The sequence below is a fragment of the Actinocatenispora comari genome (assembly GCF_017312725.1).
In the GTDB taxonomy this organism is placed as follows: domain Bacteria; phylum Actinomycetota; class Actinomycetes; order Mycobacteriales; family Micromonosporaceae; genus Actinocatenispora; species Actinocatenispora comari.
The window spans coordinates 63,681-89,453 of sequence record NZ_BOPO01000096.1 but is presented as its reverse complement, the minus strand read 5'-3'; the positions used below and the strand labels follow the sequence as shown (position 1 = coordinate 89,453).

Below are 25,773 nucleotides of genomic sequence, written 5' to 3'. Positions count from 1 at the left end.
TCCCGTGCTCCGGAGGTCTTTGACTCAGTCAAACACTTCCGCCGGGCGGCCGCAACCACTTCGTGCCGCCCGTGCGCCATCGCGTACACTCACCAGCGCTGCCGCCTTAGCTCAGTCGGCCAGAGCGACGCACTCGTAATGCGTAGGTCGTGGGTTCGATTCCCACAGGCGGCTCACGTTGCAGGGCAAGAGAAAGCGCCCCACCGGAGGTGTCCTCCGGTGGGGCGCTCTCGTCGCGGCGGCATCCGTGCCTGCTCGGCGCACGCCGCCGGGCGCCAGGGCAGCTCGGTCGGATCAGTTCGGGCACCGATCGGGCTGCGGGCTGCTGGTGTGCGGCAGCCAGCCGACCTTGCACACGATGCTGACGACCTTGGGCAGGTTGTTGTCGGCGGTGAGCCGGGAGTTGAAGCCGAAGAACAACCCGATGCGACCCTGCGCGTCGGCATGTACGGCGATGCCCTCCGGCTCGGCCTTCAGGCCCGCCAGCGTCGTCGCCAACGCGGCGGTATGGGCATGCTGGCTGATCGTCGCCTGGGTAGCGGACCCCTGCGAGCCGACACTGTCGAGATCCAGCTCGAACAGCTGGGTCGAATCGGTGCAATCGGCCTCGCCCGGCAGGCACTTCCCGTTCAGCACGTAGTAGTACTGGCCGTAGAGGACGAAACCCTGGGCGAAGCTGGTCTGCGGGATGGACACCCGCAGCAGGGCCGGATCGTGCACGTCGTTCCAGTCGTACACGGCGACCCGGAACGAGGACAGCGACGCGTTCCAGTACCGAATGGCCAGCCGCTGGTGCACCGGGTCGGACGACACCGAGATGTGGTAGTTGCCGACGAAATGGGCGACCAGCCCGGCGGGGCGGGTCGTCGTCGTGATCGCGTTCGGCCGGTACGGGAAGCTGTCGATCTCGGTGCCGAAGATCTCCGTCTCGTTCGACGCGGCACAGGTGTGCTGCCCCGCGCACGGTCCGCTGGCCGGGCCGTCCGGATCGCCCTCCAGCCAGATCTGGGACTGCGACCCGACCGGCACGACGCCGATCGAGCCGTGGCCGGCGTACGGAACGGTCATGCTGTCGATCACCTGGCCGGCGTCGCTGCCCGTCAGCGGGATCCGGTTGATGACCAGGGTGTCGGTGTAGGCCTCGAACGTCCCGTGCGCCGTGTAGGAGCTGTAGACGTTGTGGTTCTGGACGACGAACAGGTAGTGGTGGACGTCGTCGAAGGCGAAGGCCTGCACCGGACCACCCCAGTAGGGGTGCTGCATCTTCTGCTTCAGGAGTACCGGTTGCCGGGCGACCTCGGCGCTGAGATCGAAGCTGTGTGAGGCGGGCAGGGTGTCCGCGACGGCCACGCTGGACGTGCTGACCAGGGCGCATACCGCAAGGCACGCGATGAGGGCCGATCGCCCGACGAACCGACGGGAGCGCCGCGCGCTCCGCTGACCGAACATCTCGTTCTCCCTACTGCTCGGTGGCGCATGGTGGACGGTGCTCTCCGGTCACCTCCAGACCCCCTCCGGCTCGTCGTGTCGCCGGCCGGTCAGCAGCCCGGCCAACCGGTCGACGGTCACCTCCTCCAGGGCCAGCACGACCGCGCCGTGCGAGCCGGACAGCGTCCCCGGCTCCTCCGGTACGGCCACGGTCAGGCAGCCGGCCCGGACCGCGGACGTGATCCCGTTCAGCGAGTCCTCGATCGCAATCCCGTGCCCGGGGTCGACGCCGAGCGCCGCGGCGGCGGTCAGGTAGGGCTCCGGGTGCGGTTTGGGATGCTCGACCTCGTCACCGCAGACGGAGAACTCGAACATGCCGGCCGGGATCTGGGCGAGCGTCACGTCCACCAGGGCGCGGTAACTGGTGGTCACCAGCGCGGTCGGAATTCCCCGGGCCCGAACGGACTCGACCAGGCTCCGGGCTCCCGGTCGCCACGGCACGCCGGCGGCGAACAGCGCACACGTGCGGTCGAGCAGCCAGGTGGCCAAGCGCTGATCGTCCTCGTCGGTCCCGAGATCGTCCTGCACGATCCGGACCGTGCGGAGCAGGTTGCTTCCGACCAGCAGTTGTCGAGCCGTCGGCGACAGTTCGCCGCCGAGTTCGTGCGCCAGTTCGGCGAGGCTGACGTCCCAGATCCGTTCGCTGTCGAACAGGGTGCCGTCCATGTCGAACAGGACGGCGTCGATCCCGGTGTCGTTCACGATCGTTCCTCGACCCTGCCGATGACGGCGGCCGGGTAGTCGGTGGTCACGCCATCGGCGCCCCAGGCCCTGGCGCGTTCGACGTCGGCCCGGGTCGGGGCCGGCCACACGCAGTACTCCAGGCCGCGACGGTGCGCCCGGGCGATGAGCTCGGGAGTGGTGCCCTTCCAGCCGACTCCGAGCCAGGCGACGCCGAGTTCGACGGCCTGCTCGATGAGGTGGTCGGACCCGGAATCGGACAGCAGCGCGCACCGCAGATCGTCGAACGCCGCCAGCAACGGGGTGAGGTGACGGGCATGAAAGCTCATCGGCTGGATTCGCCGGCGCAGGTCGGGGCGCTCGGTCAGGATCCGCTGCAGTTCGGCCACCGCGGCGTCGGCCTTGATCTCGGCCAGAATGGTGACGTCGATGGCATTGATCGCCTCGTAGAGAGTCGGTACGTGTTCACCGTCGCCGGCGTCCAGGCGTTGCAGTTCGGCCAGCGTCAGGTCCGCCACGGCGCCGTGTCCGTCGGTCGTACGGTCGACGGCGGCGTCGTGCATCAGCACGACCTCACCGTCCAGGCTGAGACGGAGGTCGAGTTCGACCTCGTCGACGCCGTCGGCGACGGCACGACGGTAGGACGCGAGGGTGTTTTCCGGCATGTAGCCCATGGCGCCGCGATGCCCGGTGATCCGAAAGCTTCGAAGGTCGGTCACCCAGCGCCACCGACAAGCTTGTCGTACATCGGCTTGATCTTCTTCTCGCCGGCTCTGAGCTGCCGGGCGACGTCGTCCAGGACCTCCTGCGACGGGCGGTTGTCGCCGTAGATCTTCTGCAGCCCGCCGTAGATGATCGGCGAGGCGTTCTGCACGTACGCATCCACCTCGTCCAGCTGGCCGGCATGCGCGAGCTGCGCCACGGCCACGCCCCGGTTCGGGTCCTTCTGCATGGCCTTCCGGTAGTCCGGCTGGTTCACCGCCGCCTTCACGACGGGCAGGTAGCCGGTACCCAACGACCAGGCGGCCGACGATTCCGGCGAGGACAGGAACTTGATCACTTCCCAGGCGGCCTGCTTGCGTTCCTTCGGCACGCCCTTGAAGATCGAGAATCCCGCACCGCCGGTCGGGACACCGCGAGTCACCTGAGTCGGCAACGGGCTGCAGCCGACCTCGAACTTCGCCGCCTCGTAGGTGCCGGCCAGGGCGCCGGTGGAGTTCATGTAGGCGCCGACCAGACCGTTGTTGAAGTTCGTGCCGTACTCGCTGGCCAGGATGGCCATCTTGTCCTGGAAGATCAGCTTGCGCATGAACTCCGCGCACTCGACCGCGCCGCCCTTGTTCACCACGACGTCGAGACCGTGCGAAATCCGACCGCCGAACTCCCAGACGCTCGCCTCGAACTCCCAGCTGTCTCCACCGGACAGCTCGGTCACCTTCGCCGACTTGCCCGCGGCCTTCTGCCGGACCAGCGCCGGCCCCCACTCGCGCAGTTCGGTCCAGGTTCGTGGGCCGCGGTCGGGCAGTCCGGCCTTGGCGAACAGATCCTTGTTGTAGTACATGATCGGCGTACTGCGCGCGAACGAGATCCAGTACGGCCGATTCCTGATCACGCCCGCGTCGTACAGGTTCGGATGGAACGACGAGCTGAACTTCTCGTCCGCGTAGTCGCCGAGATCCTCCAGCGTCTCGTTCAGGAAGAAGATCTGCCAGGCGGTCTGCCCGAAGGCCATGATGTCCGGTACGGCCTTGGCCCGGAGCGCCGCGGTCACCTTCGAGGTCGCGTCGAAATAGTTTCCCTGGTACTGCGCCTGTGCATAGATCTCGTCCTGCGAATCGTTGAACTTCTCCACCAGGCCGTCGAGCACTTTCCCGGCCGAGGCGTTCCACGAGCTCCAGAGAACGACCTTCTGCTTGCGCTTGTCGTACTTCTTCGGCACCTTGACGTCGACCTGAGCGAAGCCGCTCCCGCCGCCGTGCGAACATCCTGCGAGGGCCGGCGCCAGGAGCGTTCCGGCGCCGACGAGTCCGAGCAGCGATCGGCGGCTCAGCGTCGCGCCGGACCCCTGCGAGAGTCTCTGTCCTGACATCGGTCGAAAGTCCTTTCCGTAATGGCCGCGCCGCGGGCTGGTGTCAGCCTTTGACGGCGCCGCCGGAGAAGCCGGCAACGATGTAGCGCTGGGCGAGCAGGAAGACGATGAGCATCGGCGCGGCGACCATGACGGTGCCGGCCATGATGGCGCCCCAGTCGTTGTAGCCCTCCTGCGATTTCAGGTAGAGCAGCCCGATCGGAAGCGTGCGCATCTGGGTGGTGGTCGTGATGATGAGCGGCCAGATGAAGTCGTTCCACACCTCGATCACGGAGATCAGGCTGACGGTGATCATCATCGGGCGGGACATCGGGATGACCATTCGTACGAGAATCCGCAGATGGCTCGCGCCGTCCACCCGGGCGGCTTCGAACACCTCCCGCGGCAGTGCCAGCATCTGTTGGCGCAGCAGGAACATTCCGAATGCCGATCCGGCGCCGGGGACGATCAGGCCCGCATACGTGTCCACCCAGCCGAGGTCGGAGGCGGTCAGGTAGTTGGTCAGCAGGGTGACCGTGCCCGGTGTCATCAGGGCGCCGAGCAGCAGCAGGAAGATGAACCGCTTGAACGGGAAGGGCAGGAACGTGAAGGCGTAGGCCGAGCCCGTTGCCAGCACCATCTTGATCGCGGTGCCCACCGCGGTGACGATCATCGAGTTGACGAAGAAGGATCCGAACGGCGCGTCGTGCCAGGCGTTCGTGAAGTTCGACCAGTGCAGGTGATGCGGGATCCACTGCAACGGATACCGGTAGATCTCGCCGCTCGGTTTGACCGCCGAGCTGAACAACCAGTACACGGGCATGATGAACACGGCGGCGATCAGCACCAACGCCGCGTAGAGCAGGATCCGGCGCACGGGGAAACGATGGGCGGCCTGCGGTCGGGTGGATGTTTCGACCCTCATTGGTAGGTCACTCTCCGCTCGCCGTATCGGGCAATCAGAATGGTGATCGTCAGCAGGATGACCAGCATGACCATGGCGGCCGCGGCGGCCAGACCGGCATTCGAGGCCTGGAATGCCTGCTGATAGATGAACCAGCTCAGCGTGGTCGACGACTGTCCTGGCCCGCCGCCCGTCATCACCGCGGTGACGTCGTACGCCTGGAACGCGCCGATGATCGAGGTCACGACGAGGAAGTAGGTGACCGGCGACAGCAGCGGGAACGTCACGTGCCGGAACCGCTGCCAGCCGTTCGCGCCGTCCAGGGTGGCGGCCTCGAACAGATCGGCCGGCAGGTTCTGCATTCCGGCGACGTAGATGATCGCGCAGAATCCGATGCCCTTCCAGGCGTAGACCATCACCAGCGCATAGAGCGAGTAGTGCGAACTGGTCGTCCACTGTGGCGACGAGATTCCCAGCGGATCGAGAAGGGCTCGCAGCAATCCGAAGCTCGGGTCGAGCATGAACAGCCACAGTGCCGCGATGGCCGCACCGGAGATGATGTGCGGTGCGAAACTGATGGTGCGCACCAGCCCACGGCCGCGCAGTCGCTGGTTGAGCACCAGCGACGTGGCCAGCCCGCCGACGATGGCACCCACCACGATGAGCACGACGAACTTCAGCGTGTTCAGCAGGACGTGGCCGAAGTCCGCACTGGTGAAAAGCTGGCGGTACTCGTCGAGACCGACCCAGGTCGGGGTCGGGGAAATCATGTCCCACGAGGTGAAGCTCAGATAGAGGTTGTAGATCACCGGCCAGTACGAGAAGACCAGAATGAGCGCCAGGTTGGGGCCGACGAGAGCGGCGAACAGCAGGTACTCCTTGCCGTGGCGACGCAGCGCGCGGCGCAGTCGCCGGCGGGGCGTCCGGCCCGGGGAAGTCGACCGCGAGGACGGTCGAGCGCGGCCCGTCAAGACCCCGGTCACCGGCCGACCAGCCAGGGTCGTCTGTGGTCGGCCGGCTCCATCATCGGTGCTCCTTGGTTCATGCAACGCCCTCGCTATCGCTCATCTGATCGATTCGTTTGGCGTCGGACGCACCGATTAACACACGTGGTCCCAGGGCACGGCAAGGTATGGGTCGGGCTGTCGCAACAACCGTGCCGTAGAGTGCTCATATGAGCGAACCGATGCACGGCGCAGGCGTACCGAGAGTGGACGGTCGGCGACTGCGCGGTAAGCACAGCCAGGCGCTGCTGATGGCCCGGGTCGCGCGACTCGCCTACCTGGAGCAACGCACCAAGGTGCAGATCGCCGAGGAGCTCGGCCTCTCCCGGTTCCAGGTCGGGCGGCTGCTCGACCGGGCACGGGCCACCGGGCTGGTTCGCATCGAGATCGGGCTGCCCGACGACATCGGGTTCGACCTGTCCGGCCAGCTGCAGGACCGCTTCGGGCTGCGCTACTGCGCGGTGACCGAGGCGCCCGACGAGTCGCTCCACTCCCTGCGTACCAGCGTCGGCCAGGCCGCCACGTCGTTGCTGGAAGAGCTCGTCGCCGACCGGGACGTGCTGGGCATCTCGTCGACCCGGGCCCTGATGGGACTGGCGGAGCCGCCGCACGGTTTCAGCCGGTGCCCGGTCGTGCAGATCACCGGTGCGGTGTCACGCACCGACGCCTGGGACGTGATGGAGGCCGTGCGGCGGTTCACCCGGGTCGGCGGCGGCCCCGCCTACCTGTACTACGCGCCGATGGTCTGCCCCGACAGCGCGGACTCCAGCATCTACTCCAAGCAGCCCGACTTCGTTCGCTGCCAGCGCCTGTTCGGGGACCTGACGGTGTGCGCCATCGGCATCGGCGCCTGGGGGGACGGGCTGTCGACGGTCTACGAGGCCGCCTCGGAACACGACCGCCGGATCGCCCACGAGGCCAGGGCGGTCGCCGAGGTGGTCGGCCTGCTGCTCGACGAGGACGGCCGGCGGGTGAAGACACCGCTCGACGGGAGAATGATCGGCATCTCGGAGGCGCAGCTGCGGTCCGTGCCGACCCGGATCGGCGTCGCGTTCGACGCCCGCAAGACCGAGGCGGTCCGCGCCACGCTCAAGTCCGGGCTGATCAACGGCATCGTGCTGGACCGTGGCCTGGCCGAGGCGATCCTCGTCGAGGAGACCTGACCACCGGGCCCCGAGCGTTGCTCGGTAGCCGGGTGTCGAGTCCTGCCGGTGGCCGCTCGCCGAACGCGGCCGGCGGGTCGTCGACGTCGATCCCCAGTACCCGCATGTCGCCGAATCTACCGAACGGGCGATCCGGCGGTTCGGGCCCGCGCGGGTGGTGGAAACGCGTCGCGGCGTGCGCCGGGAATCCGGGTCGGGTCAGCGGCGCAGCATTTTGGCGATGAATTGCCCGATGGCCAGATAGATGATCGCGGCGAGCCCGTAGTTGAGCACCAGACCGATCTTGGCGTCGTCCGGTGTGAACACGTCGCCGAATCCGAGCACGAGCACTCGGGCCAGGTCGTAGACGAACTGTACGAATCCGTTTCCCTGGTTCGCGTCGGCCAACGAGAAAAGGACGTGCAGGCCGAAGATCACCGCAACCACGCAGGTGAGGCCGACCACGACGCGGGCGACGACCGCGGCTCCGTCGCCTGGTCGACGTCGTGCCGGCGGCCCGTACTGGTACGGCCCGGGCGGCTGCGGGCCGGCCTGATATCCCTGTGGTGGGTCGTCTCGCCGATAGTCGTGGTAGGACATGGTCGGCGAGTGTAGTTGGCGGCCGAGGCGGGCGAAACCCTACGAACGAAACACATTGAACGAGTGTCTTTCCGCTGTTCCGGAATGACGTTCGGTGGTGATGAATAGACGGCTGTCGATGCATTCAATGGGCCGGCGATGCAACTGCCTTTCGCCCTTCGGAGCAATTCCGTTACACGTTTTCCGTGCTCCGGTTTCCGGCCCGGGTCACCGCCGCTGCGGCGTGCCGACCGGGCCGGTGAGCGGCAGCCGCACCACCGCCCGGCGGGCGACCCCTCCGCGGCGAGACGCGCCGTCCGCCGGCCCACCGGTACGAACGGGGGAACCCGTGCGGGTGGGTGACCCGGCGGCGTGGTGCGAGGTTCCGTACCGGGTGTGTCCGGATGCGGGTGAGGGCAGGCACAAACGTTCGCGATCACGGAGCGCCGCCCCTACGTTCGTTGCTGTGCGTAGCGATCGACAACGACTGATGCGAGGTACGGCAGTCGCGACCGGGGCCCTGGCCGTGGTCGTCGGATTGCTTGGAGCCTGTGGGAAGGGCGAGTCGCCGGACACCAAAGCGGCAGCTCACCCGACCGCGCAGGCCACCAAGCAGTCCCAGCAGCCGTCACCGAGCGTGTCCCCCAGCAGTAAGAAGCCGACCCGAGCGCAGCAGCCGGCGAGTCGCGACAAGAAGCGCGTCACCAACCCCAAGGTGACGATGATCGGCGACTCGATCACGGTGCGTTCGACGCCGTCCCTGCAGGCGGCCCTACCCGGGATCACCATCGACGGCCAGGTCGGCCGGCAGCTGACCACCGCGCCCGGGCTGGTGCAGCAGCACCTGTCCGCGATGGGCCCGAACGACGTCCTGGTGATCGCCCTCGGTACCAACGGCAACGGCGGCCTCTCCGACTTCAACACCGCGATCAGCGAGGCCGGCAACCGCAAGGTCGTGTTGGTGAACACCGACTGCGACCGGCCGTGGACGGCGTCGATGAACCAGGCGATCCAGCAGGCGGTCAGCAGCCACTCCAACGTGAGCCTGGCCGACTGGCACGCCACCATCGCCGGCAAGGAAGGCGCGCTGCTGGTCGACGGGGTCCACCCGGGTACCCAGGGGCAGCAGCTGTTCGCCCGGACCGTGGCGAACGCGGTGCACAAGGCGGTCAGCTGACCCAGCGCCGGTGCGGAGCCCACGCCGGCCCCGCACCGGCCGCGGAGTCGGCCCGGCAGGTATCTTCGGCCCGTCATGACCTTGCGGGTTGGCGCACCTGCGCCCGGCGGACGAGCCGACCACCGACCCGCCTCACCACGAGCTGGGACGGCTGATGGATCACCTGACGGAGCGGATGCGGTACCGGCTGCTCACCGGGCCGGACGACAACGACTTCTGCGCCCGGGTCAGCGCCGCCCTGGACGAGGGCTACGAGCTGTACGGATCACCGTCGATCACCGCCCGCGCGGACGGTCAGGTGGTGGCCGCGCAGGCCGTGGTGCTCCCCGCGTACGAGGCGGTACGGATCCGCAAGAGCCCGGCCAGCGCCGACCCGGTGAGCTGACCCGCCGCACCGCCGCGACCCGCGGCCGCGCCGGAACCCGCCACGAACCGCAGCCGCGCCGGAACCCGCCGCGGGCCGGTCGGGCCCGCCGGCGGGACTACTCGTACTGCTGCTCGTAGGCCTGGCGGGAGCCGCAGACGCTGGCCCGGCTGCACGAGCACCGGCTGCCGTCGGCGTCCAGCCGGACGTTGACCGCGTCGCGCGGCACGCTGTGCCCGACGACCCGCCCCGGCCCCTGCTCGGTCTCGACCCGGCTGCCGACCGCCGGCGCCGTCTCCTGGAACCGCTGGTACAGCGGGTGCTCGTACTTCAGGCAGCACATCAGCCGGCCGCAGGCGCCGGAGATCCGCAGCGGGTTGAGCGGCAGGTCCTGGTCCTTCGCCATCCGGATGGTGACCGGCTCGAAGTCGCGCAGGAACGTGGCGCAGCACAGGTCGCGGCCGCAGGAACCGATGCCGCCCTGTACCCGGGCGGAGTCGCGGGCGGACAGCTGGCGCAGCTCGACCCGGCAGCGCAGGGTCGCGCCCAGGTCGCGGACCAGCGACCGGAAGTCGACCCGGTGCGGCGCGGTGAAGTAGATGGTGGTGTGCGCGCCGTCCTCGACCGACTCGGTGGACGGCGCGGGCCCGGTCAGGTGGTCGACCGCGACCACCTTCATCGGCAGCTCGTGCTCGCGGATCAGCTTCTTCGCGGCGACCTTCGCGTCCGCCTTGCGCCGCCGTACCAGCGCGTCCCGGTCCAGGTCGGCGTCGCCGGCCGGCCCCGCGAGGCGCGGGAAGCCCGTCGTGTCCTCGCTGACCCACTGCGGTGCCCACACGCACTCGGCGACCTCGGTACCGTCCTCGGTCGGTACCAGCACCTTGTCGCCGACCTGCGGCGTGAACTCGCCGGGGTCGAGGTAGTAGAGCCGGCCGTACCGGTTGAAACTGACCGCACAGAGCATGCCCACCCGAGCACCCTACGACGCCGGACGCCCGCCGCGGGGAACCGGAACGGGTACTCCGTCCGGGTGAACGCGCGTCACCGCGCCGGCGCCGGAAAGTTACCCGTAACGTCGGTGGAAGGATGTTTTCGCCGAAAGGGCCGCAGTTCGTACCAAGGGTTCGTAGCAGGCCCACAGGGGGTGCAGGTCGGCCGGGCCGCCCGAGCGGCGCACGATTCGGGTGAGCCCGGCCTTCCGCTTCCCCACCGCCCGCGCCGAAGCTCGGTAGCGCCGCGCGGCCCCTGGTTGCGCCGCGCCATACCGCTTCTTCGCCGCCGCACGCGCCGGCGTCGGCGACGGTCGGCCGCGCCCCGTCGGACGGCACCCGCCCCGAGCCGGCGGTCGCGACTACCCGCGGGGGCCGAACGGCTCGGTGCCGAACTCCTGCTCGGCCAGCTTCTGCCGGGCCCAGTCGGCCGCCGTCCGGGCCTGCTGGCAGGCGCCCAGCACGGTACGGGACAGGTCCCGCGCGGTGAGCGTGCGCAGCGCCGCGTCCGCGATCCGTACGTCGTGGAACGCGCCGTCGGCGCCGACCACGATCTCCACCAGCCCGTCGCCCGAGCGGATGGTCACGTCGGCGTGCGCGACCCGGTCGGCGAGCTCGGCGCGGCGCCGCTCCAGCTGCCGGTAGTGCGTCACCGCCTCCTCGATCCACGTCTCGTCGATCTCGCGCGGCGGGGCACCCGCCGCGCGCTCGTGGTCAGTCGTGGCCGGCATGGAACGCTCCCGAGTCGGTACCGGTGTCGTGGTCCGGGGTGCGCGCGGTCGGCAGCGCCGGCCGCGGGTCGGTGGTGGCCGGGCGCAGGTCCCGGCCGGCGGCGAGCACGGGTCGCAGCGCGGCGAAGCAGGCGCTGGCGAGGTCGGCGGCCGCGACGGCGGCGGCCGCGGCATGATCGAGCACGTCCGCGGTACCGGGATCGGTCCCGACGGGTCCGGCACGCAGCGTGACCGCGGCCGGCGAGTTGCCGTACCGCAGGAAGAAGCCGACCAGCGCCGCCCGCAGGTCGCCGTACCAGCGGGCCAGCGCGGCGCCGTACTCGGCGGTGGCGAGCAGTTGCGCCGGCAGGTCGTCGCTCAGCGTCGTCGACACCGCCGCCCACACCGCCTGGTACGCGCGTTGCCCGGCGCCGGCCCAGCGCAGGTCGTCGCCGTCGGCCAGGACCGGTTCGGACGCGTCGAGCACGGTCGTGCGGTGCCGGGCCAGCTCGACCGCGCGCTGCCACACCGGCTCCGGGTCGGTGTCCACGATGGACTGCGCGAGCGCCCCGGGCAGCGCCCGGAACTCGCGCAGATCGGCCACCACCTGGTGCTCGGGCGGCACGCCGTAGCGCTGCACGGCCCGGTCGACGGCGGCCAGCAGGTCGGTCAGTACCTCGGCCAGTTCGGTGAGGTGGTCGTCGGGCGGCGGCGCCGGCCGCCAGTCGGGCCGCTGCGTTCCGTATCGGGCCGACCCGGCGATCACCGAGGCTCCCCGGCCCGCCGGACCGCCTGCGCCGCCTGGTGGTCGATGTCCCGGTAGCGGGCGGCGGCGGTGCCCAGATCGGTACCGAGGTCGGTCAGCCGGTCGGCGGCGCGCTCGGCCGCCTCGTGTGCCTGCCAGACCGCAATGCCCCAGCGTCGATGCAGGTCAGCGGCCAGGTCGCCGAGCGAACCGGGTGCCGCGCAGCAGGCCGGCGCGGCTCCGGTGTCCGGGCCGGCGGCGGCGCGCACCTGGCCGGCGGCCGCGATCAGCCGGCCGCCGAAGGTACCCAGGCCGACCGAGCCCGACTCGCCCACCGCGCACTCCTCACGCCCGCGTCGTCACCGTCCGCGCCCCGCGAATGATCGCTGAGCGTACGGAAACGGTTGCGCGAGGCGCCACCCCCTGTAAATTCCCGACAGAACACTTGACAAGCCGGCAGATACGACATCAGGTCAGGCCTGACCGCAGAACCGGCGCCGGTACGCGACCGGTGCGGTGCCCAGCCGCCGGGTGAAGTGGTGCCGCAACGCCGCCGCGTTGCCGAAGCCGGCCCGCCGGGCGATCTGCTCCACCGCCAGCTCGGTCTCCTCCAGCAGCGTGCGGGCGAGCAGCACCCGCTGCCCGACCAGCCAGTCGTGCGGGGTGGCGCCGGTCTCGGCCCGGAACCGGCGGGCGAACGTGCGCGGCGCCTGGTGCACCCGGGCGGCAAGCGCCTCCACCGTCAGCTCCTCGGCCAGGTGCTCCTGCATCCAGGTCAGCAGCGGCTGCAGCGACTCGACCGCCTCGGCCACCGGTACCGGCGTCTCGATGTACTGCGCCTGCCCGCCGTCCCGGTGCGGCGGCACCACCATCCGGCGGGCCAGTGCGGTGGCGACCGCCGAGCCCTGCTCCTGCCGTACCAGGTGCAGGCAGGCGTCGATGCCGGCGGCGGTACCGGCGCTGGTCAGGATCGGCCGGTCCTCCACGTAGAGCACGTCCGGGTCGACCTTGGCGGTGGGATAGCGGGCGGCGAGGTCCGCCGCGTACATCCAGTGCGTGGTGCAGCGCCGGCCGTCCAGCAGGCCGGCCTCGCCGAGCACGAACGCGCCCGAGCAGACGCTCACCACCCAGGCGTCCCGGGCCGCGGCGGCCCGCAGCGCGTCGACCAGCTCCGCCGGGATCGGCAGCGGCCCGTCCGGCGGGTTGGTGGTGTAGCCCATCGCCGGCACCGCCACCACGTCCGCGTCCGCGAGCGGGGCGAGGTCGTGCTCCGGCACGATCTGGTACCCGGACTTGCACCGCACCGGCCGCCCGCCCGGCGAGCACAGCGCGAACTCGTACGCCGGGAAGCCCTGCGCGGTGCGGTCGACGCCGAACACCTCGCAGATCACGCCCAGCTCGAACGCGGCGACACCGTCCAGCGCCACCGCGGCGACCTTCCGCAACATGCCTGCCAGCGTACCGGCAGGAAATCGACGGTCAATGGCATTCCTGCCACTGGGCGACCGGTCGAGCGTGGTCGAACATGGACATGTCGATGGCCATCGGCAGTGCAGATTCCCCACCGGCGCAGGTGCGCGCCGGACCGACCCGAAAGAGGATCGTCATGCATGCGCTGCTGTTCATCGTCGTGTTCGCGCTCGCTCTCGGTGCCGCCCAGCTGCTCGGCTGGACCCGGGACAGCCGTGACTCGAAGGACTGGCACGCCCCCGAAGAGGCGCCGGATCGCCGGCACAGCCACGCCGCGTGACCGGACCGTGCCGGTACCCACCCCGGCGGCGTCGTGATCGGCGCCGTCGGGCAGGCTGGGTGCATGGCTGCGGGCAAGGGCAACTGGTACGCCGACGACATCTCCAAGGTCATCGTCAGCGAGGAACAGATCAGGGAGAAGACCGCGGAGCTGGCCAAGCAGGTGGCCGCCGACTACGCGGACGTCGACGGGCTGCTGCTGGTCGGGGTGCTGAAGGGCGCGGTCATGTTCATGGCCGACTTCGCCCGCTCCCTCGACCACCCGGTCGAGCTGGAGTTCATGGCCATCTCGTCGTACGGGACGCGGGCCACCTCCTCCGGCGTGGTGCGCATCCTCAAGGACCTGGACCGCGACATCTCCGGCAAGCACGTGCTGGTGATCGAGGACATCGTCGACTCCGGGCTGACGCTGTCCTGGCTGCTCAAGTACCTGACCAGCCGCGGGCCGGCGTCGCTGGAGGTGGTGGCGCTGCTGCGCAAGCCCGACGCGGTCAAGGTCGACATCCCGGTCAAGTACCTCGGGTTCGACATCCCGAACGAGTTCGTCGTGGGCTACGGCCTCGACTACGCCGAGCGCTACCGCGAGCTGCCGTACGTCGGGCTGCTCCGCCCCGAGGTCTACGAGCGCTGAGGGCACTCGGGCGGCCGCACCGGGCGAGGCCCTCTAGCCGGCCGGCAGGTCATTCACAGCACACCCTCAGTTGGTGAGATGTGCTCTGACCTGCGGATATGCCGGAAGTTGCGCTGGTCACACGCACGTTATGTACCGCTTCGGGGCCGGCCCGGGCCCTCTGACTCCGCGTTGCTCGGCTTCACGGTGTACCGTCGAATGACCGGGGACTAACTGGTTCACGCCGGTCGTCGACCGGCGAGTCGCAACGTCGGTGTGAGAGCGGGAGGGGCGGGGCGCGCTCGGCGGGCCCGCAACGGCATGGAGCGAACTCGATTCTTTCGTAGGCCGCTGTTCTGGGTCGTCTTGGTGATCCTCGGCGCGATCCTACTCAGCTCTTTGATCACCGGTGGCGACGACTACAAGAAGGTCGACACCTCGACGGCGATTGCCCAGATCAACTCGGGCAACGTCAAGAGCGTCAATTTCCAGGACAAAGAGCAGGTCCTGCAGCTGAACCTGAAGAAGGAATACCAGGGTTCAGGTGACAACAAGGTCAACTCGACCAAGATCGAAGCATCCTTCCCGGCGCTGTCCGCGGACCGGATCTACAACCAGATCGAGACGCAGGTCAAGGCCGGCAAGGTCGACACCCTGAACGTCAAGGTCACCAAGGACAACATCTGGATGCAGCTGCTGATCAGCCTGCTTCCGGTTGCCGTCGTGGTGGTGTTGCTGATCCTGTTCATGTCGCAGATGCAGGGCGGCGGCAGCCGGGTCCTCAACTTCGGCAAGTCCCGAGCCAAGCAGCTCACCAAGGACATGCCCAAGACCACGTTCGCCGACGTGGCGGGCGCCGACGAGGCCGTGGAAGAGCTGGAAGAGATCAAGGACTTCCTGCAGAACCCGGCCAAGTACCAGGCGCTCGGCGCCAAGATCCCCAAGGGCGTGCTGCTGTTCGGCCAGCCCGGTACCGGTAAGACGCTGCTCGCGCGCGCGGTCGCCGGCGAGGCGGGCGTGCCGTTCTACTCGATCTCCGGTTCCGACTTCGTCGAGATGTTCGTCGGTGTCGGTGCCTCCCGGGTGCGCGACCTGTTCGAGCAGGCCAAGGCGAACGCGCCGGCCATCGTCTTCGTCGACGAGATCGACGCGGTCGGCCGGCACCGCGGCGCCGGCCTCGGCGGCGGCCACGACGAGCGCGAGCAGACGCTGAACCAGCTGCTGGTCGAGATGGACGGGTTCGACACCAAGGGCGGTGTCATCCTGATCGCCGCGACCAACCGGCCCGACATCCTCGACCCGGCGCTGCTGCGGCCCGGCCGGTTCGACCGGCAGATCGCCGTCGACACCCCGGACATGGAGGGCCGCAAGGCCATCCTGCGGGTGCACGCCCGCGGCAAGCCGTTCACCCCGGACGTCGACCTGGAGACGCTGGCCCGCCGCACCCCCGGCTTCACCGGTGCCGACCTGGCCAACGTGATCAACGAGGCGGCGCTGCTGACCGCCCGTGCCGGCGAGAAGGCCATCTCCGACGCCAACCTGGAAGAGGCCATCGACCGGGTCATCGCCGGGCCGGAGCGCAAGACCCGGGTGATGAGCGACAAGGAGAAGAAGGTCACCGCGTACCACGAGGGTGGGCACGCGCTGGTCGGCTGGGCGATGCCCGAGCTCGCACCGGTGCACAAGGTGACGATCCTGCCGCGCGGCCGGTCGCTGGGGCACACCCTGGTGCTGCCGACCGAGGACAAGTACAACCAGACCCGGTCGGAGATCATCGACACCCTGGCGTACGCGCTGGGTGGCCGGGCGGCCGAGGAGCTGGTGTTCCACGAGCCGACCACCGGTGCCGGCGACGACATCGAGAAGGCCACCGGGATGGCCCGGGCGATGGTCACCGAGTACGGCATGAGCGCCAAGCTCGGCGCCGTCAAGTACGGCACGAAGGACTCCGAGCCGTTCGTCGGCCGCGAGATGGGGCACACCCGCGACTACTCCGACGAGATCGCGGCGGAGATCGACTCCGAGGTGCGCTCCCTGATCGAGATGGCGCACGACGAGGCGTGGGAGATCCTCACCGAGTACCGCGACGTGCTGGACAACCTGGTGCTGGAGCTGGTCGAGAAGGAGACCGTCACCAACGCCGACATGGCCCGCATCTGCGCTCGGGTGAAGAAGCGCCCGCAGCTCGCGCCGTACAACGGGTTCGGCAAGCGTCGGCCGTCGGACAAGCCGCCGGTGCTCACCCCGGCCGAGGTCGTCGCGCTCAAGCAGCGGGCCGAGGCGGACGGCGCCGCGGCGCTGGCCGGCAGCGGCGCCCAGGACCCGTCCATGAACGCCACCGGCACCCCGCGCGACGCCGAGCCGCAGGACGACGTACCGGGCGAGGCGAACGGCGGAGCGCCCGCCGCCGGCACCGACCCCGACTGGGGCCGCACCGGCCGCCAGTTCGGCCAGTCCGGCGGGCTCGGCGAGCAACACTGACCAGCGCATCGGATCGAGCCCGGCCGCACCGGCCGGGCTCGATCCGTGTCGAGGGGAGAACGCGGTGAGCGAGGAGCTCGAACCCGGCATCGACCACCTGGCCGCCCGGCTGATCGGCGGCGAGCACAGCGGTGGCCCGGTGGAGAACACCGTCGACCTCGGCCGGATCGAACGCGCCGTGTACGAGATCCTGCTCGCCATCGGCGAGAACCCGGACCGCGACGGGCTGCAGAAGACGCCGGCCCGGGTGGCCCGGGCGTACGCGGAGATGTTCGCCGGGCTGCGGATCGACGCGGCCCAGGTGCTCACCACCACGTTCGAGGCCGACCACGACGAGTTCGTCCTGGTCCGCGACATCGAGGTCTACTCCAGCTGCGAGCATCACCTGCTCCCGTTCCACGGGGTCGCGCACGTCGGGTACATCCCGGGGGCGCACGGCCGCATCACCGGGCTGTCCAAGCTCGCCCGCCTGGTCGAGGTGTACGCGCGCCGGCCGCAGGTGCAGGAACGACTCACCTCGCAGATCGCCGACACCCTCGCCGAGGTGCTCGACCCGCGCGGCGTGATCGTCGTGGTCGACTGCGAGCACCTGTGCATGTCGATGCGCGGCATCCGCAAGCCCGGCTCCCGCACCGTCACCTCCGCGGTACGCGGGCACTTCGAGCGCTCCGCCGCCGCCCGCAACGAGGCCATGTCCCTGATCCTCCGCCGCTGACCGCCGGGCCCGGCTCGTACGGACGGAGCCAGCGCAGCCGGCTCGACGTCGACGTCGCCGGCGCCGCTGCCCACGGAGCCACCGCCGGGCGCCGAGCGTCAGTCGTCGCCGGGTAGCCGGAGCTGCCCGTGTCGCCGAGTCGGGCGCCGGCGCGATCCGTTGTGCCGCAACAGGTACAGCAGTCGGTGCCGGCGGGCCGGCCGCCGGATCATTCGGCCAGTTGGGTGGAGACGATCGCCGGCGGCTTCCCGCTCCCGCCCGCCCACTGCTGGCCGCCGGAGACGAGACCGCCGGCGGCCATCGCGGCCGGCGCACCGAACGTCGAGGCGTCGTTCAGCGTGGTCGTCACGGTCTTGAACAGGTCGCGCGCATCGTTCAGCAGCGTGGCGATCCGGGACACCTCGGCCACGGTCTTCTCCGTCTTCACCGCGACCTCGACCGCGGCCTCGGTGACCGCCGCGGCCTCCGAGGCGCCGGCGGTGAACGGGGCGGCGGCCGCGCCGACCATCAGCCGGTTGATGACCAACTCCAGCACCTCGGTGATCGCGGTGACCACCAGCGCCTGCAGCGCCTGCATGATGCCGGCGCTCGCGGTCAGGATGGCCGAGACGTTGCCGATCTCCTGCTGGGTGTCGTCGAGTCCCCGCACGAACGTGCTGAGCTTCTTCCGGGCCCTGCTGCCGGCATCGCCGGTCCAGTGCGCGAAGTCGACCCGGGTCGCCTCCCTGATGTCGGAGCCGAGCTGACCGATCTCGCTCTGCACCTTCCCCCAGGCGCTGGCGTGGTCGGAGATCCGCTCCGCGTTCCCGGTCACGTACGAGAGCAGGTCCTCCAGCGGCTGGATCAGATCGATGACGATGGTCACCAGCGAGCCCAACACCCAACCCTCGGGATCGGCCACGAACGTTCCGACGTTGAACGCGAGGTCGGCCGCGGCGCTGACCAGCGCGCCGACGTCGGCATTCGGGATCGCACCGGCGCCGGCGGTGAAGTCGGCCCAGATCGGCAGGTCGGTGTCGGCGTTCCACCGGACCGGCCCGTCGGCGCCGATGCCGTCGCGCCCGACCCCACCGGACAGCGGTGCGCCCGCCGTGGTGATCGAGTCCTCGCTGTCCAGATCCGCGTCGGTGTACCCGCGCCTGGCGTCGACGACGTTCACCGAGCAGTCGGTCAGGAACTTCTCGATCAGCTGGGTGTGCGTCTCGACCGCCGAGGCGACGTTCGCGTAGTACTCGTCGATCCCGACCGTCTTGCCGATCCCACCCCAGTTCCCGTACGAGCCGGAGAGATCGGCGCCGCGAGCGTGCCGACGGATGTCCGTCGCCTGGCTGGCGAACCCCGTGAAGTGGTGCACGCCGCGGGACAGTTCGGTGAGGTCGACGCCGAGCGGCGAGATCACGGCCGCTCCTTCCACAGCTGCTGCGGCAGACCCGCGCGCACCTGGCCGGCGAGCTTCGGCCCGAGGAACTCCTCCGCCCTGTCGGTGTAGCTGGCGGAGGCTGCTGCGGTGGCGGCCGCGGTCGCCGCGAGGATGGTGGCGGCGAGCTTGTCCAGCGGGTACTGCCTGGCCTTCGGGTGGAGCTTCAGGTCGCGCAGCGCGCCGGCCGGCGTGACCGTGACCTCGACGGCGTTGTCGGGTGAGGTGGCAGTGGCGGTGAGTCCGTCGGTGCCGGCCCGGAACCGTTGGTAGCGCGCGATCGTGTCCTTCGCGGTGCGTTCGATCCGGCTCAGCGGGTCTTCCTCGGCCACTGCCACCTCCACGTCGACTCCTGCCGACAGTGACCGTATCGACACCGGTCAACCGCGGTACGCGTCAGTTCTCCGGGATGGTGAGACCGCAGACCTTCCAGCCACTCTCGTTCCGCATCGAGAACTTCCACTTCTGCTCGGGGTTGTTCGTTGACGACCCCGACGCCGTGGTCCTCGCCCGTACCTGTGCCGTCACCAGGGCCCGGTCCCGGCGCTGCCACACCTTGCGGATCGACCACTCGTAGGTCAGGAAGGTCCCCGGGTTCGACTTTTCGAAGGCGTGGATATCGCCGATGAGCTGCCGTGTCTTCTGCTTGACAGGTGGGTTGCTGCAGAGATAAGTACTGGCGAAGTCCATGCTCCGCTTGTTGAGCGTCGCGTCGAGAAACTCGTCCACCGCCTCGGTCGGGCTGGTCTGGTGGCCGGCTTTGTAGGCGTCTTGGCCGATGTAGATGATGATGGTGGCGGCGAGGACGGCGACCGCGCAGGCGAAGCCGGCGAGCAGGAACAGCAGCAGGGTCAGCGGGGTGCGGCGCAGGGGTGGCTTGACCGGGCGCGTCGGGGTGGGCGTGGCGGTGCGGGATGGGGTCATGGTCACTCCGCCCAGACGAGGTAGACGGGTACCTCGGTGCAGTCGGCCGGGCGACCGGCGAACGCCCAGCGGTACCAGTCGGGTTCGGCGCAGACCGACAGGCAGATGGTGCCGTCGTCGTTCTCGTACGGCTCGGAGGCCGCGCGGACGTCCCGGCGTGCCGCCTCGGGGGAGACGACGACGATCCGCCGGCCGGTCAGCGCCGGGACGTCCCGTGCCGGTACCGGGATGCGCAGCGGCGGCGCGTCCATCGTGACGAGCCGGGACAGCAGGTTGGCCGCCGGCTCCTCGGCGCCGGCCACCGCGTCGGGCTGCTCCACCCACACCCGCTCGACCGGTACCAGCGGCGCGAAGACGTCGGTGTCGTCCAGCTCGGCGCGGTACCAGTCGTGCTCGGCGAGCACCGGCACGAAGGCGCGGCCGTCCTGCTCGACCGGGTCGTCGGCGCGCAGGTCGTACCGCCAGCCGCGGCCCGGCGTGCCGGTGACGACCCGCCGCCCGCGCAGCGATCCGCGTCGCGTCGCGGGCACCGTGCGGACCGGCCCCGGCGCGGCCGGGAACCACAGGTCGGAGTCGGCCGGGCCGGTCATCGCGCCGGCACGGTCCGGTCGGTACTGGTCACCCCCGCGATCTTAGAGCGTGTTTCCGTTGCTCCGTCCGCGCGAGCCGGCGCTGTGGAGACCCGCGGCACCGATTGCCGCCGGCATCGGTCCCGCCGCTTCGGAACGTGCGGCGGAACGGCGCGTACCACGCCGGAAGGAGCAGGGTGGCGGATCGGCATCTCCGGCGCGGATGCCGCCCGGATCAGAGGTGGCGCATCCAGAGGTTGGGTTCGAGGTAGCTGCCGTGATCGGCGTCGCGGTCGATGTGCACGGTGGCGAGCGCCTGCGGTACCACGTAGTCGCCGGTCTGCGGGAACGCCAGCCCGGTCCAGGACTCCCACTCGGCGACGCTGCCCTCGATGACCATCGACCGCAGTGCCGGGGCGAGCACCGTCGCGCCGAGCCGCTGGTGGGTACGGATCCAGGGATCGAGATGCAGCCCGTCGTCGCGGTGCCAGGTGGCGAAGTCGGCCATCGACTGCAGCGCGTAGCTGGTCTTCAGGGTCGGCCGGACCGGGCAGATCACCGCGGTCAGGCCGGTCTCGGTGGCGCGTTCGCGCAGCGCGGTGAGGACCCGGCCGGCGAGCCCGCCGCCCTGCCGGCCGGTTGCGACGGCGGCGGCCATGATGCTCAGCGTGTTCGGTTCGACGCCCTGCTCGTGCTGCTCGACGGAGCGCACCAGGCCGCCGTCGTAGCCGTCCGGCAGGTCCTCGACGGTGCCGTCCCAGCGCAGCGGCACGCCCCAGCCGCCGGCGACGACGGCGCCGTCGTCCAACAGCCGCAGGTCGTACCGCGGGAAGTACTTCTCCACCCGGTCGATGCAGGCACCGGAGGTCGGATCGTGGAAGATGAACTCCGGCCACACCTCGCGCAGCGCCGCGGCGGCCTGCTCGTCGAGTTCCGGCGTGTCGGCGCTGGTGACCACCTGGAAGGCCATGCCCGCAGGGTACGGAGCAGGTACCGGCCCGACAACGGATATCCGGTCGTGGATCATGGGCGGATGCCCAGTACCCGACTCGTCGGTACCGACGACGCCGCCACCCTGGCCGACCTGGTCGTACGCAACCGCGACTTCCTCGCGCCGTGGATGCCGCTGCGCGACGCGGAGTTCTTCACCGAGGCCGGCCAGCGGGCGATGATCGAGGACGAACTCGACCGGTACGGCCGGGGGATCACCGTGCCGCGGCTGATCGTCGACGACGACGGTGCGGTCGTCGGCCGGATCTACCTCAACGGCATCGTGTACGGCGCGTTCCGGTCGTGCAGCGTGGCCTACTGGGTCGACGCCGGGTGCAACGGCCGTGGTGTCGCCACCGCGGCGCTGCGCGAGCTGATCCGGGTGGCGTTCGACGAGTTGGGCCTGCACCGGGTGCAGGCCGAGACGCTGGTCGCGAACGCCGGCTCGCAGCGGGTGCTGACCCGGTGCGGGTTCGTCCGGATCGGGTCCGCACCCGACTACCTGAAGATCGCCGGCCGCTGGCAGGAACACATCCTGTGGCAGCTGATCGCACCGGCCGAGGGCTGAGCGCCCGGTCGGTGTGGCGGGCGCCGGCATGCCAGCGACGATGCCCGAGCGCCGCGTCGGGGTGGACGGGCCGGGCACCGAACGGCCCGGCCGGGTGTCAGGACCTGCCCAGCGGGGCGCCCTTGTCCTGCATGAACGGCACCGGATCGATCGCGCCGTTGAGCGACAGGTCGTTGTGCAGGTGCACCTCGAAGTGCAGGTGCGGGCCGTCCGCGTTGCCGCTCATGCCCTCGTGCCCCAGCACCGTACCGGCCGCGACCGTCTGTCCCACCTGGACGGACGGCCGGGATTCCATGTGGCAGTAGCGGGTTTCGACGCCTCCCGCGTGCTTGATCTCGACGTACCAGCCGCAGCCCTCGGTGGCGATGCTGCCGTCGTGGTCGCAGTCCCTGGTGGCGGGGTCGCACTCGGCGGTGACGACGAGCCCGGCCGCCGCCGCCCGGATCGGGGTACCGCGCGGGCCGGCCAGGTCGACGCCGGCGTGGAAGAAGCCGCCGCGCGGCCCGAAGCCGGAACTGATCGGCGCCTTGACCGGCTGCACCCAGCCCGATGCGGCGATCTGCCCGTTGGCCGCGCAGGTACCGACCGACTGGGCGCCGGACGCGTCCGCCGCGGTCCGGGCCGCGCCGCCGGTCAGCGTGTTCACCAGGTTCGTCGCGTCGCCCTCCCACTTCGCGTACGCGTCCGGGTAGGCGCTGCCCTGCACCGCCTGCGCGGCGATGGTCAGCGGATCGTGCTGCCAGCCGCTGGTCGTCAGCAGCTTCCGGTAGAACTTCTCCGCCGAGATGGTCGGGTTCATCAGCTCCTTGACGGTGCCCCAGCCGCCCTCGCCCTCCGGCGGCTTCGGCCGCTGCTGGAACAGCCCGACCGAGTCGTGGTCGTGCCCCACCGCGTCGTGCGGCAGCGCCAGGCTGTGCGCCTTGACCAGCGGGTACAGCGGGTTGTCGTTGGCGTAGACCTTCAGCCCCGACTCCTGCAGCGCGGTCGCGACGGCGATCACCCAGCCGCGCGGCGGCACCTTCAGCTTGATGCCGGCCTTGATGATGTCGTACGCCCGGCTGCGCTGCGCGTCGTTGTAGCCGGACACCGCCGGCAGGTCGTGGTACGCGCGGAGCTTCTGGCCGCAGCCGCTCAGGTTCACCGCCGGCGTGCTCGGCTGGTGGAACAGCCCGGACAGCGCGACCGCGCCGCCCAGCCCGCAGCACAGCAGGACGGCGGTCGCGGCGATCCCCGCCACCACCCAGACCCCGCGCCTGCGCCGGCTCATGACGCCGGCGCCCAGTCGATGCCGTCGACCAGCCAGCCGTTGCCGTCACCGAGCAGCCGCAACGTCAGCGTGCCCGAGTCGCACGGCACCGCGACCTGCGCCCAGTGCGCGCCGTGGTCGCCGAGCTTGGCCGCACCGGTACGCCGCTGCGCCGGCACGGTGGCCGGATCCATCGTGTCGAGCTCGCCCGCGAGCCTGTCGGTGGCGTACCGGCGCAGCGCCGTGCGCCAGGTCTTCGCCGGGCCGTCCGAGGCCAGGTACGCGGTGCTGAACGAGGTGGCGACGGCCGCCGGCCCGGGCTTGCCCGCCGGTACCACCGGGCTCGGGGTCGGCCGCGCACCGGTCGGCCCGTCGTTCGGGGCGCCCGACTCGGTGCTGCCGACGCCCGCCTCGGTGCCGCCGGTCACCGGCGCACCACCGCCGTCGTGCCCGGACCCGCCGCCGACCACGCCGGCGACCCGGCCGACCACCACGATCACGATGATCAGCAGCGCCACCAGCCCGGCCAGGCCGTACCGGCTGGTGACGAACGCGAGCACCCGGCGCATCTGGAACTCCCGTCAGGATCGGTCGGTCACGGGTTTCTGGCCCGGTTGGCGTCCGCGCGCTCGTACCCGGCGAGTTCGCGGTCGACCGACCCGGCGTTCTCCGAGATGCGGGCATCGGCCCGGCCCACGCTCGCCGCCAGGTCGTCGTAGCTGTCGCTGCCGTCGGCGTACCGTCCGGTCTCGGGCACCCACACCTGGCTGTCCCGGCGCCCGGCACCACGCGGCGCGCCCGCCGGCTCGGGGGTACGCGGAGGCTCCGGCGCTCGGGCCGGATCCGGCGGCGCACCGTCCGGGGCGGGGCTGCTGCTCGGCGCGTCCGGCACCGGGCCGGTCGTCGCGGGCTGCTGCCCGTCGCCGCCCGCCTCCGCCGGCTTGCCGCGCTTGCGCCTGCCCTTCTGCTCCTCGTCGTCCTGCGACTCGATGTCGCCCAGCGCCGCGGCACCGGCCGCACCGATCGCGACACCCTTCAGATCCGAGAAGAACCGCTTGTGCCAGGAACCGATGTGCGCGATCTCGCCGATCGGCGACTTGCCGCCCAGCTGCGTGATCCGCCGGAACGGCCGCAACAGCAACCACCCCACCACCCCGCACAACCACACCAGCGTGATCTGCAACCAGCCCGGCAACGTCGCGGTGTTCATGATCAGATCCACCGCGAACAGGTAGATCGACGCTCCCGCGCCGAAGATGACGATGTTGAAGATCGCCGCCACCACGATGTTGATCAGGCGCTTGAACCCGGCACTGGCCGGCCGCAGGATCGCGATCGTGCCGATCACCGGGATCGCCACCACCGCCCAGCGGAAGATCAGGAAGCCCAGGATGATCAGCAGCGACGCCGCGATGTCGAAGAACGCGAACGCCAGCGCGCTGATGATCGCGATCAGCCCGGCACCGACCCGGGCGCTACCCTCCTTGCCCTGCAGGTAGTTGTACGCGTCCGGATCCTCGGTCTTGATCTGCTGCGCGATCCGCTGAAAGTTCTCCGCCTTCTGCTTCAGGATCGTCTGCCGCTGACTCGGATGCCGTTTGATGTCCTGGGCTTCCTGCCAGCTCAGCGAGGACGACTCGTACAGCGCCATGCCGTACTTCTGGGCCGTCGTGCTGGTGGCCGAGCCGAGCGTGCCGCGCAGCCAGTTGTTGTACAGCACGGCCTCGGTCGCCGTGTCGCTGGCCCGCAGCGCCGGCTCCCGGTGGTCCTTGCACAGATCCGGGTCGTACGGGATGCCCGGCGGGCGCTGCCGTTGCGCGTTCGGGCACTGCGCCGGTGACAGGTCTTTCGGCTGCGGTCCGACCGCGTCGTGCACGATCCCCAGTGAGGAGATGAGAGTCTTGTCGGCGAGGTGCGCGGACAGCACCGGCCACGCGGCGACCGCGGTGACCACGACCATCACCAGTACCGCCCAGCCGGCGGTGGTGAGCGCGTCGCTCATGTTCGCCTGCCGGGATCGCCACAGCAGGTAGAGGCCCACGATGGCGATCGTCACGACTCCGAAGACCGTGAAGACCTTCTGGTAGATGGACTTCGTCGCGCTCTGCACGAGCTTGTCCGCCCACCCCCACATGCTGCCCGGGTTGTATGCCTTCTCCCGGAAGGCATCGGCGGCGCCGACGATGCCGGTCGCCACCATCATCTCGCCGTTCGCGATGGTGGTCGTGGTGGAGGCGGAGGACGGCAGCGGCGACGCGCCGGAAACGCAGTCCGGGTTGTACAGGGGATAGTCGTAACCGGAATAGCCGTAGGAGGAGTACAGGCCGGTCACACCCGGCTTGACCTTCGGATCCGAGGCGAACCAGCCGCCGAAACCACTGTCCGGTGCACTCGGCGTCGGAATCCCCATGCAGTCGTTGATCGTGGTGCTCGATGCGGGCAACTGCTTGATGCAGTTGGCGGCCTGGTTCGGATCGCGCCACTGACGCAGGCTGCAGTGGGAGGGGTCGGCGGCGGCGGGTTGGGCGGGCCAGAAGAGTACGGCGGTGGCGGCGACCAGGACCGCCAGTACCAGGGAGACGACGCGTTCCCGGCGGCTCGCCGGCCGGGTGGGATCGAGGCCCGCGCCGCGGGCCAACCGGGCGATCATGAC

General features: G+C 70.3%; 28 protein-coding genes, 1 tRNA gene and 1 pseudogene. 9 read left to right on the top strand and 21 right to left on the bottom strand.

Going from position 1 to position 25,773, the window contains the following annotated elements; translation table 11 throughout:
• The first annotated feature begins 100 nt into the window (after positions 1-100).
• Positions 101-174 (top strand) — tRNA-Thr (locus NUM_RS24415).
• Between the two features lie 120 nt (positions 175-294).
• Here the strand turns inward: NUM_RS24415 and NUM_RS24410 are convergent.
• The 6 genes from NUM_RS24410 to NUM_RS24385 form a co-directional block, all read right to left on the bottom strand.
• Positions 295-1,350: a hypothetical protein gene (locus NUM_RS24410; RefSeq protein ID WP_207127255.1), complete on the bottom strand. Its 1,056-nt coding sequence runs from the start codon at positions 1,348-1,350 to the stop codon at positions 295-297.
• Between the two features lie 147 nt (positions 1,351-1,497).
• The gene (locus NUM_RS24405; RefSeq protein ID WP_225918821.1) at positions 1,498-2,190 is read right to left on the bottom strand and encodes an HAD family hydrolase; all 693 of its coding nucleotides are present in this window, start codon (positions 2,188-2,190) and stop codon (positions 1,498-1,500) included.
• Positions 2,187-2,888 (bottom strand): glycerophosphodiester phosphodiesterase, encoded by a 702-nt coding sequence (locus tag NUM_RS24400; protein WP_207127254.1) that lies wholly within the window; start codon positions 2,886-2,888, stop codon positions 2,187-2,189. The genes NUM_RS24405 and NUM_RS24400 overlap by 4 nt, the downstream gene beginning before the upstream one ends.
• Positions 2,885-4,258 carry an ABC transporter substrate-binding protein gene (locus tag NUM_RS24395; RefSeq protein WP_207127253.1) on the bottom strand — a complete coding sequence of 458 codons (1,374 nt, stop codon included), beginning with the start codon at positions 4,256-4,258 and terminating at the stop codon, positions 2,885-2,887. The genes NUM_RS24400 and NUM_RS24395 overlap by 4 nt, the downstream gene beginning before the upstream one ends.
• A gap of 43 nt (positions 4,259-4,301) precedes the next feature.
• On the bottom strand, positions 4,302-5,114 hold the full coding sequence (locus tag NUM_RS24390; RefSeq protein WP_207127252.1) for a carbohydrate ABC transporter permease: 813 nt from the start codon (positions 5,112-5,114) through the stop codon (positions 4,302-4,304).
• A gap of 44 nt (positions 5,115-5,158) precedes the next feature.
• Positions 5,159-6,124: a carbohydrate ABC transporter permease gene (locus NUM_RS24385; RefSeq protein ID WP_207127251.1), complete on the bottom strand. Its 966-nt coding sequence runs from the start codon at positions 6,122-6,124 to the stop codon at positions 5,159-5,161.
• Positions 6,125-6,315: 191 nt separating this feature from the next.
• Here NUM_RS24385 and NUM_RS24380 point away from each other — a divergent pair, with 191 nt between their 5' ends.
• Positions 6,316-7,308, top strand: a complete 993-nt coding sequence (locus NUM_RS24380) for a sugar-binding transcriptional regulator (protein WP_207127250.1) — start codon at positions 6,316-6,318, stop codon at positions 7,306-7,308.
• A gap of 198 nt (positions 7,309-7,506) precedes the next feature.
• Here NUM_RS24380 and NUM_RS24375 read toward each other — a convergent pair whose 3' ends face one another.
• Positions 7,507-7,887 carry a hypothetical protein gene (locus tag NUM_RS24375; RefSeq protein WP_207127249.1) on the bottom strand — a complete coding sequence of 127 codons (381 nt, stop codon included), beginning with the start codon at positions 7,885-7,887 and terminating at the stop codon, positions 7,507-7,509.
• A 616-nt stretch (positions 7,888-8,503) separates the two neighbouring features.
• On the opposite strand from NUM_RS24375, the gene NUM_RS24370 reads away from it, so the two are divergent.
• Positions 8,504-9,043 carry an SGNH/GDSL hydrolase family protein gene (locus tag NUM_RS24370; protein ID WP_207127248.1) on the top strand — a complete coding sequence of 180 codons (540 nt, stop codon included), beginning with the start codon at positions 8,504-8,506 and terminating at the stop codon, positions 9,041-9,043.
• 154 nt (positions 9,044-9,197) lie between these two features.
• Positions 9,198-9,428 carry a DUF1737 domain-containing protein gene (locus NUM_RS24365; RefSeq protein WP_207127247.1) on the top strand — a complete coding sequence of 77 codons (231 nt, stop codon included), beginning with the start codon at positions 9,198-9,200 and terminating at the stop codon, positions 9,426-9,428.
• Between the two features lie 97 nt (positions 9,429-9,525).
• Here NUM_RS24365 and NUM_RS24360 read toward each other — a convergent pair whose 3' ends face one another.
• From NUM_RS24360 to NUM_RS37715, 6 genes are all read right to left on the bottom strand, one after another.
• Positions 9,526-10,377, bottom strand: a complete 852-nt coding sequence (locus NUM_RS24360) for a PSP1 domain-containing protein (RefSeq protein ID WP_207127246.1) — start codon at positions 10,375-10,377, stop codon at positions 9,526-9,528.
• A 381-nt stretch (positions 10,378-10,758) separates the two neighbouring features.
• Complete coding sequence (locus NUM_RS24355; RefSeq protein ID WP_207127245.1) at positions 10,759-11,127, bottom strand: YbaB/EbfC family nucleoid-associated protein; 369 nt, start codon at positions 11,125-11,127, stop codon at positions 10,759-10,761.
• The gene (locus NUM_RS24350; RefSeq protein WP_207127244.1) at positions 11,111-11,872 is read right to left on the bottom strand and encodes a hypothetical protein; all 762 of its coding nucleotides are present in this window, start codon (positions 11,870-11,872) and stop codon (positions 11,111-11,113) included. The genes NUM_RS24355 and NUM_RS24350 overlap by 17 nt, the downstream gene beginning before the upstream one ends.
• Positions 11,869-12,186, bottom strand: a complete 318-nt coding sequence (locus NUM_RS24345) for a hypothetical protein (protein ID WP_207127243.1) — start codon at positions 12,184-12,186, stop codon at positions 11,869-11,871. Before NUM_RS24345 ends, NUM_RS24350 begins: the two co-directional genes overlap by 4 nt.
• 138 nt (positions 12,187-12,324) lie before the next feature.
• Positions 12,325-13,299 (bottom strand): GlxA family transcriptional regulator, encoded by a 975-nt coding sequence (locus NUM_RS24340; protein WP_207127242.1) that lies wholly within the window; start codon positions 13,297-13,299, stop codon positions 12,325-12,327.
• Between the two features lie 31 nt (positions 13,300-13,330).
• Positions 13,331-13,459 carry a hypothetical protein gene (locus tag NUM_RS37715; protein ID WP_263975140.1) on the bottom strand — a complete coding sequence of 43 codons (129 nt, stop codon included), beginning with the start codon at positions 13,457-13,459 and terminating at the stop codon, positions 13,331-13,333.
• Between NUM_RS37715 and NUM_RS24335 the strand changes: the two genes are divergently transcribed.
• The 4 genes and pseudogenes from NUM_RS24335 to folE all read left to right on the top strand — a co-directional run bounded on the left by NUM_RS24335 (position 13,458) and on the right by folE (position 17,406).
• Positions 13,458-13,601, top strand: a complete 144-nt coding sequence (locus tag NUM_RS24335; protein WP_207127241.1) for a hypothetical protein — start codon at positions 13,458-13,460, stop codon at positions 13,599-13,601. The two genes, NUM_RS37715 and NUM_RS24335, sit on opposite strands and share 2 nt — an antisense overlap.
• A 63-nt stretch (positions 13,602-13,664) precedes the next feature.
• On the top strand, positions 13,665-14,231 hold the full coding sequence (hpt, locus tag NUM_RS24330) for a hypoxanthine phosphoribosyltransferase (RefSeq protein ID WP_203959665.1): 567 nt from the start codon (positions 13,665-13,667) through the stop codon (positions 14,229-14,231).
• 300 nt (positions 14,232-14,531) lie between these two features.
• Positions 14,532-16,553, top strand: a pseudogene (gene ftsH / locus NUM_RS24325) (ATP-dependent zinc metalloprotease FtsH); the annotation flags it as partial.
• Between the two features lie 202 nt (positions 16,554-16,755).
• Positions 16,756-17,406 (top strand): GTP cyclohydrolase I FolE, encoded by a 651-nt coding sequence (gene folE, locus NUM_RS24320; RefSeq protein WP_225918820.1) that lies wholly within the window; start codon positions 16,756-16,758, stop codon positions 17,404-17,406.
• Between the two features lie 208 nt (positions 17,407-17,614).
• Here the strand turns inward: folE and NUM_RS24315 are convergent, their stop codons facing one another.
• The 5 genes from NUM_RS24315 to NUM_RS24295 form a co-directional block, all read right to left on the bottom strand.
• Complete coding sequence (locus NUM_RS24315) at positions 17,615-18,805, bottom strand: WXG100 family type VII secretion target (RefSeq protein WP_207127239.1); 1,191 nt, start codon at positions 18,803-18,805, stop codon at positions 17,615-17,617.
• Positions 18,802-19,167 (bottom strand): YbaB/EbfC family nucleoid-associated protein, encoded by a 366-nt coding sequence (locus NUM_RS24310; protein WP_207127238.1) that lies wholly within the window; start codon positions 19,165-19,167, stop codon positions 18,802-18,804. Before NUM_RS24310 ends, NUM_RS24315 begins: the two co-directional genes overlap by 4 nt.
• 52 nt (positions 19,168-19,219) lie before the next feature.
• A complete protein-coding gene (locus NUM_RS24305; protein WP_207127237.1) occupies positions 19,220-19,747 on the bottom strand; it encodes a hypothetical protein in 528 nt (175 codons plus the stop codon).
• Positions 19,748-19,749: 2 nt separating this feature from the next.
• A complete protein-coding gene (locus NUM_RS24300; RefSeq protein WP_207127236.1) occupies positions 19,750-20,337 on the bottom strand; it encodes a hypothetical protein in 588 nt (195 codons plus the stop codon).
• A 214-nt stretch (positions 20,338-20,551) separates the two neighbouring features.
• Positions 20,552-21,286, bottom strand: a complete 735-nt coding sequence (locus tag NUM_RS24295; RefSeq protein ID WP_207127235.1) for a hypothetical protein — start codon at positions 21,284-21,286, stop codon at positions 20,552-20,554.
• 63 nt (positions 21,287-21,349) lie between these two features.
• Between NUM_RS24295 and NUM_RS24290 the strand changes: the two genes are divergently transcribed.
• Positions 21,350-21,874, top strand: a complete 525-nt coding sequence (locus NUM_RS24290; RefSeq protein ID WP_207127234.1) for a GNAT family N-acetyltransferase — start codon at positions 21,350-21,352, stop codon at positions 21,872-21,874.
• A 97-nt stretch (positions 21,875-21,971) separates the two neighbouring features.
• On the opposite strand, the gene NUM_RS24285 is transcribed toward NUM_RS24290, so the two are convergent.
• Genes NUM_RS24285 through NUM_RS24275 form a run of 3 tightly spaced genes read right to left on the bottom strand, consistent with a single transcriptional unit; the run spans position 21,972 to position 25,770 of the window.
• Complete coding sequence (locus NUM_RS24285; RefSeq protein WP_207127233.1) at positions 21,972-23,141, bottom strand: M23 family metallopeptidase; 1,170 nt, start codon at positions 23,139-23,141, stop codon at positions 21,972-21,974.
• On the bottom strand, positions 23,138-23,689 hold the full coding sequence (locus tag NUM_RS24280) for a hypothetical protein (protein ID WP_207127232.1): 552 nt from the start codon (positions 23,687-23,689) through the stop codon (positions 23,138-23,140). The genes NUM_RS24285 and NUM_RS24280 overlap by 4 nt, the downstream gene beginning before the upstream one ends.
• A 26-nt stretch (positions 23,690-23,715) precedes the next feature.
• Positions 23,716-25,770: an MFS transporter gene (locus NUM_RS24275; protein ID WP_207127231.1), complete on the bottom strand. Its 2,055-nt coding sequence runs from the start codon at positions 25,768-25,770 to the stop codon at positions 23,716-23,718.
• Positions 25,771-25,773: the final 3 nt, after the last annotated feature.

Coding starts and splice junctions, on each gene's coding strand:
- NUM_RS24290 (WP_207127234.1), top strand. CDS start 21,350: ATGCCCAGTACCCGACTCGTCGGTACCGACGACGCCGCCACCCTGGCC.
- NUM_RS24355 (WP_207127245.1), bottom strand. CDS start 11,127: ATGCCGGCCACGACTGACCACGAGCGCGCGGCGGGTGCCCCGCCGCGC.
- NUM_RS24375 (WP_207127249.1), bottom strand. CDS start 7,887: ATGTCCTACCACGACTATCGGCGAGACGACCCACCACAGGGATATCAG.
- NUM_RS37715 (WP_263975140.1), bottom strand. CDS start 13,459: ATGACGATCCTCTTTCGGGTCGGTCCGGCGCGCACCTGCGCCGGTGGG.
- NUM_RS24380 (WP_207127250.1), top strand. CDS start 6,316: ATGAGCGAACCGATGCACGGCGCAGGCGTACCGAGAGTGGACGGTCGG.
- NUM_RS24295 (WP_207127235.1), bottom strand. CDS start 21,286: ATGGCCTTCCAGGTGGTCACCAGCGCCGACACGCCGGAACTCGACGAG.
- NUM_RS24280 (WP_207127232.1), bottom strand. CDS start 23,689: ATGCGCCGGGTGCTCGCGTTCGTCACCAGCCGGTACGGCCTGGCCGGG.
- NUM_RS24395 (WP_207127253.1), bottom strand. CDS start 4,258: ATGTCAGGACAGAGACTCTCGCAGGGGTCCGGCGCGACGCTGAGCCGC.
- NUM_RS24365 (WP_207127247.1), top strand. CDS start 9,198: ATGGATCACCTGACGGAGCGGATGCGGTACCGGCTGCTCACCGGGCCG.
- hpt (WP_203959665.1), top strand. CDS start 13,665: ATGGCTGCGGGCAAGGGCAACTGGTACGCCGACGACATCTCCAAGGTC.
- NUM_RS24305 (WP_207127237.1), bottom strand. CDS start 19,747: ATGACCCCATCCCGCACCGCCACGCCCACCCCGACGCGCCCGGTCAAG.
- NUM_RS24275 (WP_207127231.1), bottom strand. CDS start 25,770: ATGATCGCCCGGTTGGCCCGCGGCGCGGGCCTCGATCCCACCCGGCCG.
- NUM_RS24285 (WP_207127233.1), bottom strand. CDS start 23,141: ATGAGCCGGCGCAGGCGCGGGGTCTGGGTGGTGGCGGGGATCGCCGCG.
- NUM_RS24340 (WP_207127242.1), bottom strand. CDS start 13,299: ATGTTGCGGAAGGTCGCCGCGGTGGCGCTGGACGGTGTCGCCGCGTTC.
- NUM_RS24335 (WP_207127241.1), top strand. CDS start 13,458: ATGCATGCGCTGCTGTTCATCGTCGTGTTCGCGCTCGCTCTCGGTGCC.
- NUM_RS24300 (WP_207127236.1), bottom strand. CDS start 20,337: ATGACCGGCCCGGCCGACTCCGACCTGTGGTTCCCGGCCGCGCCGGGG.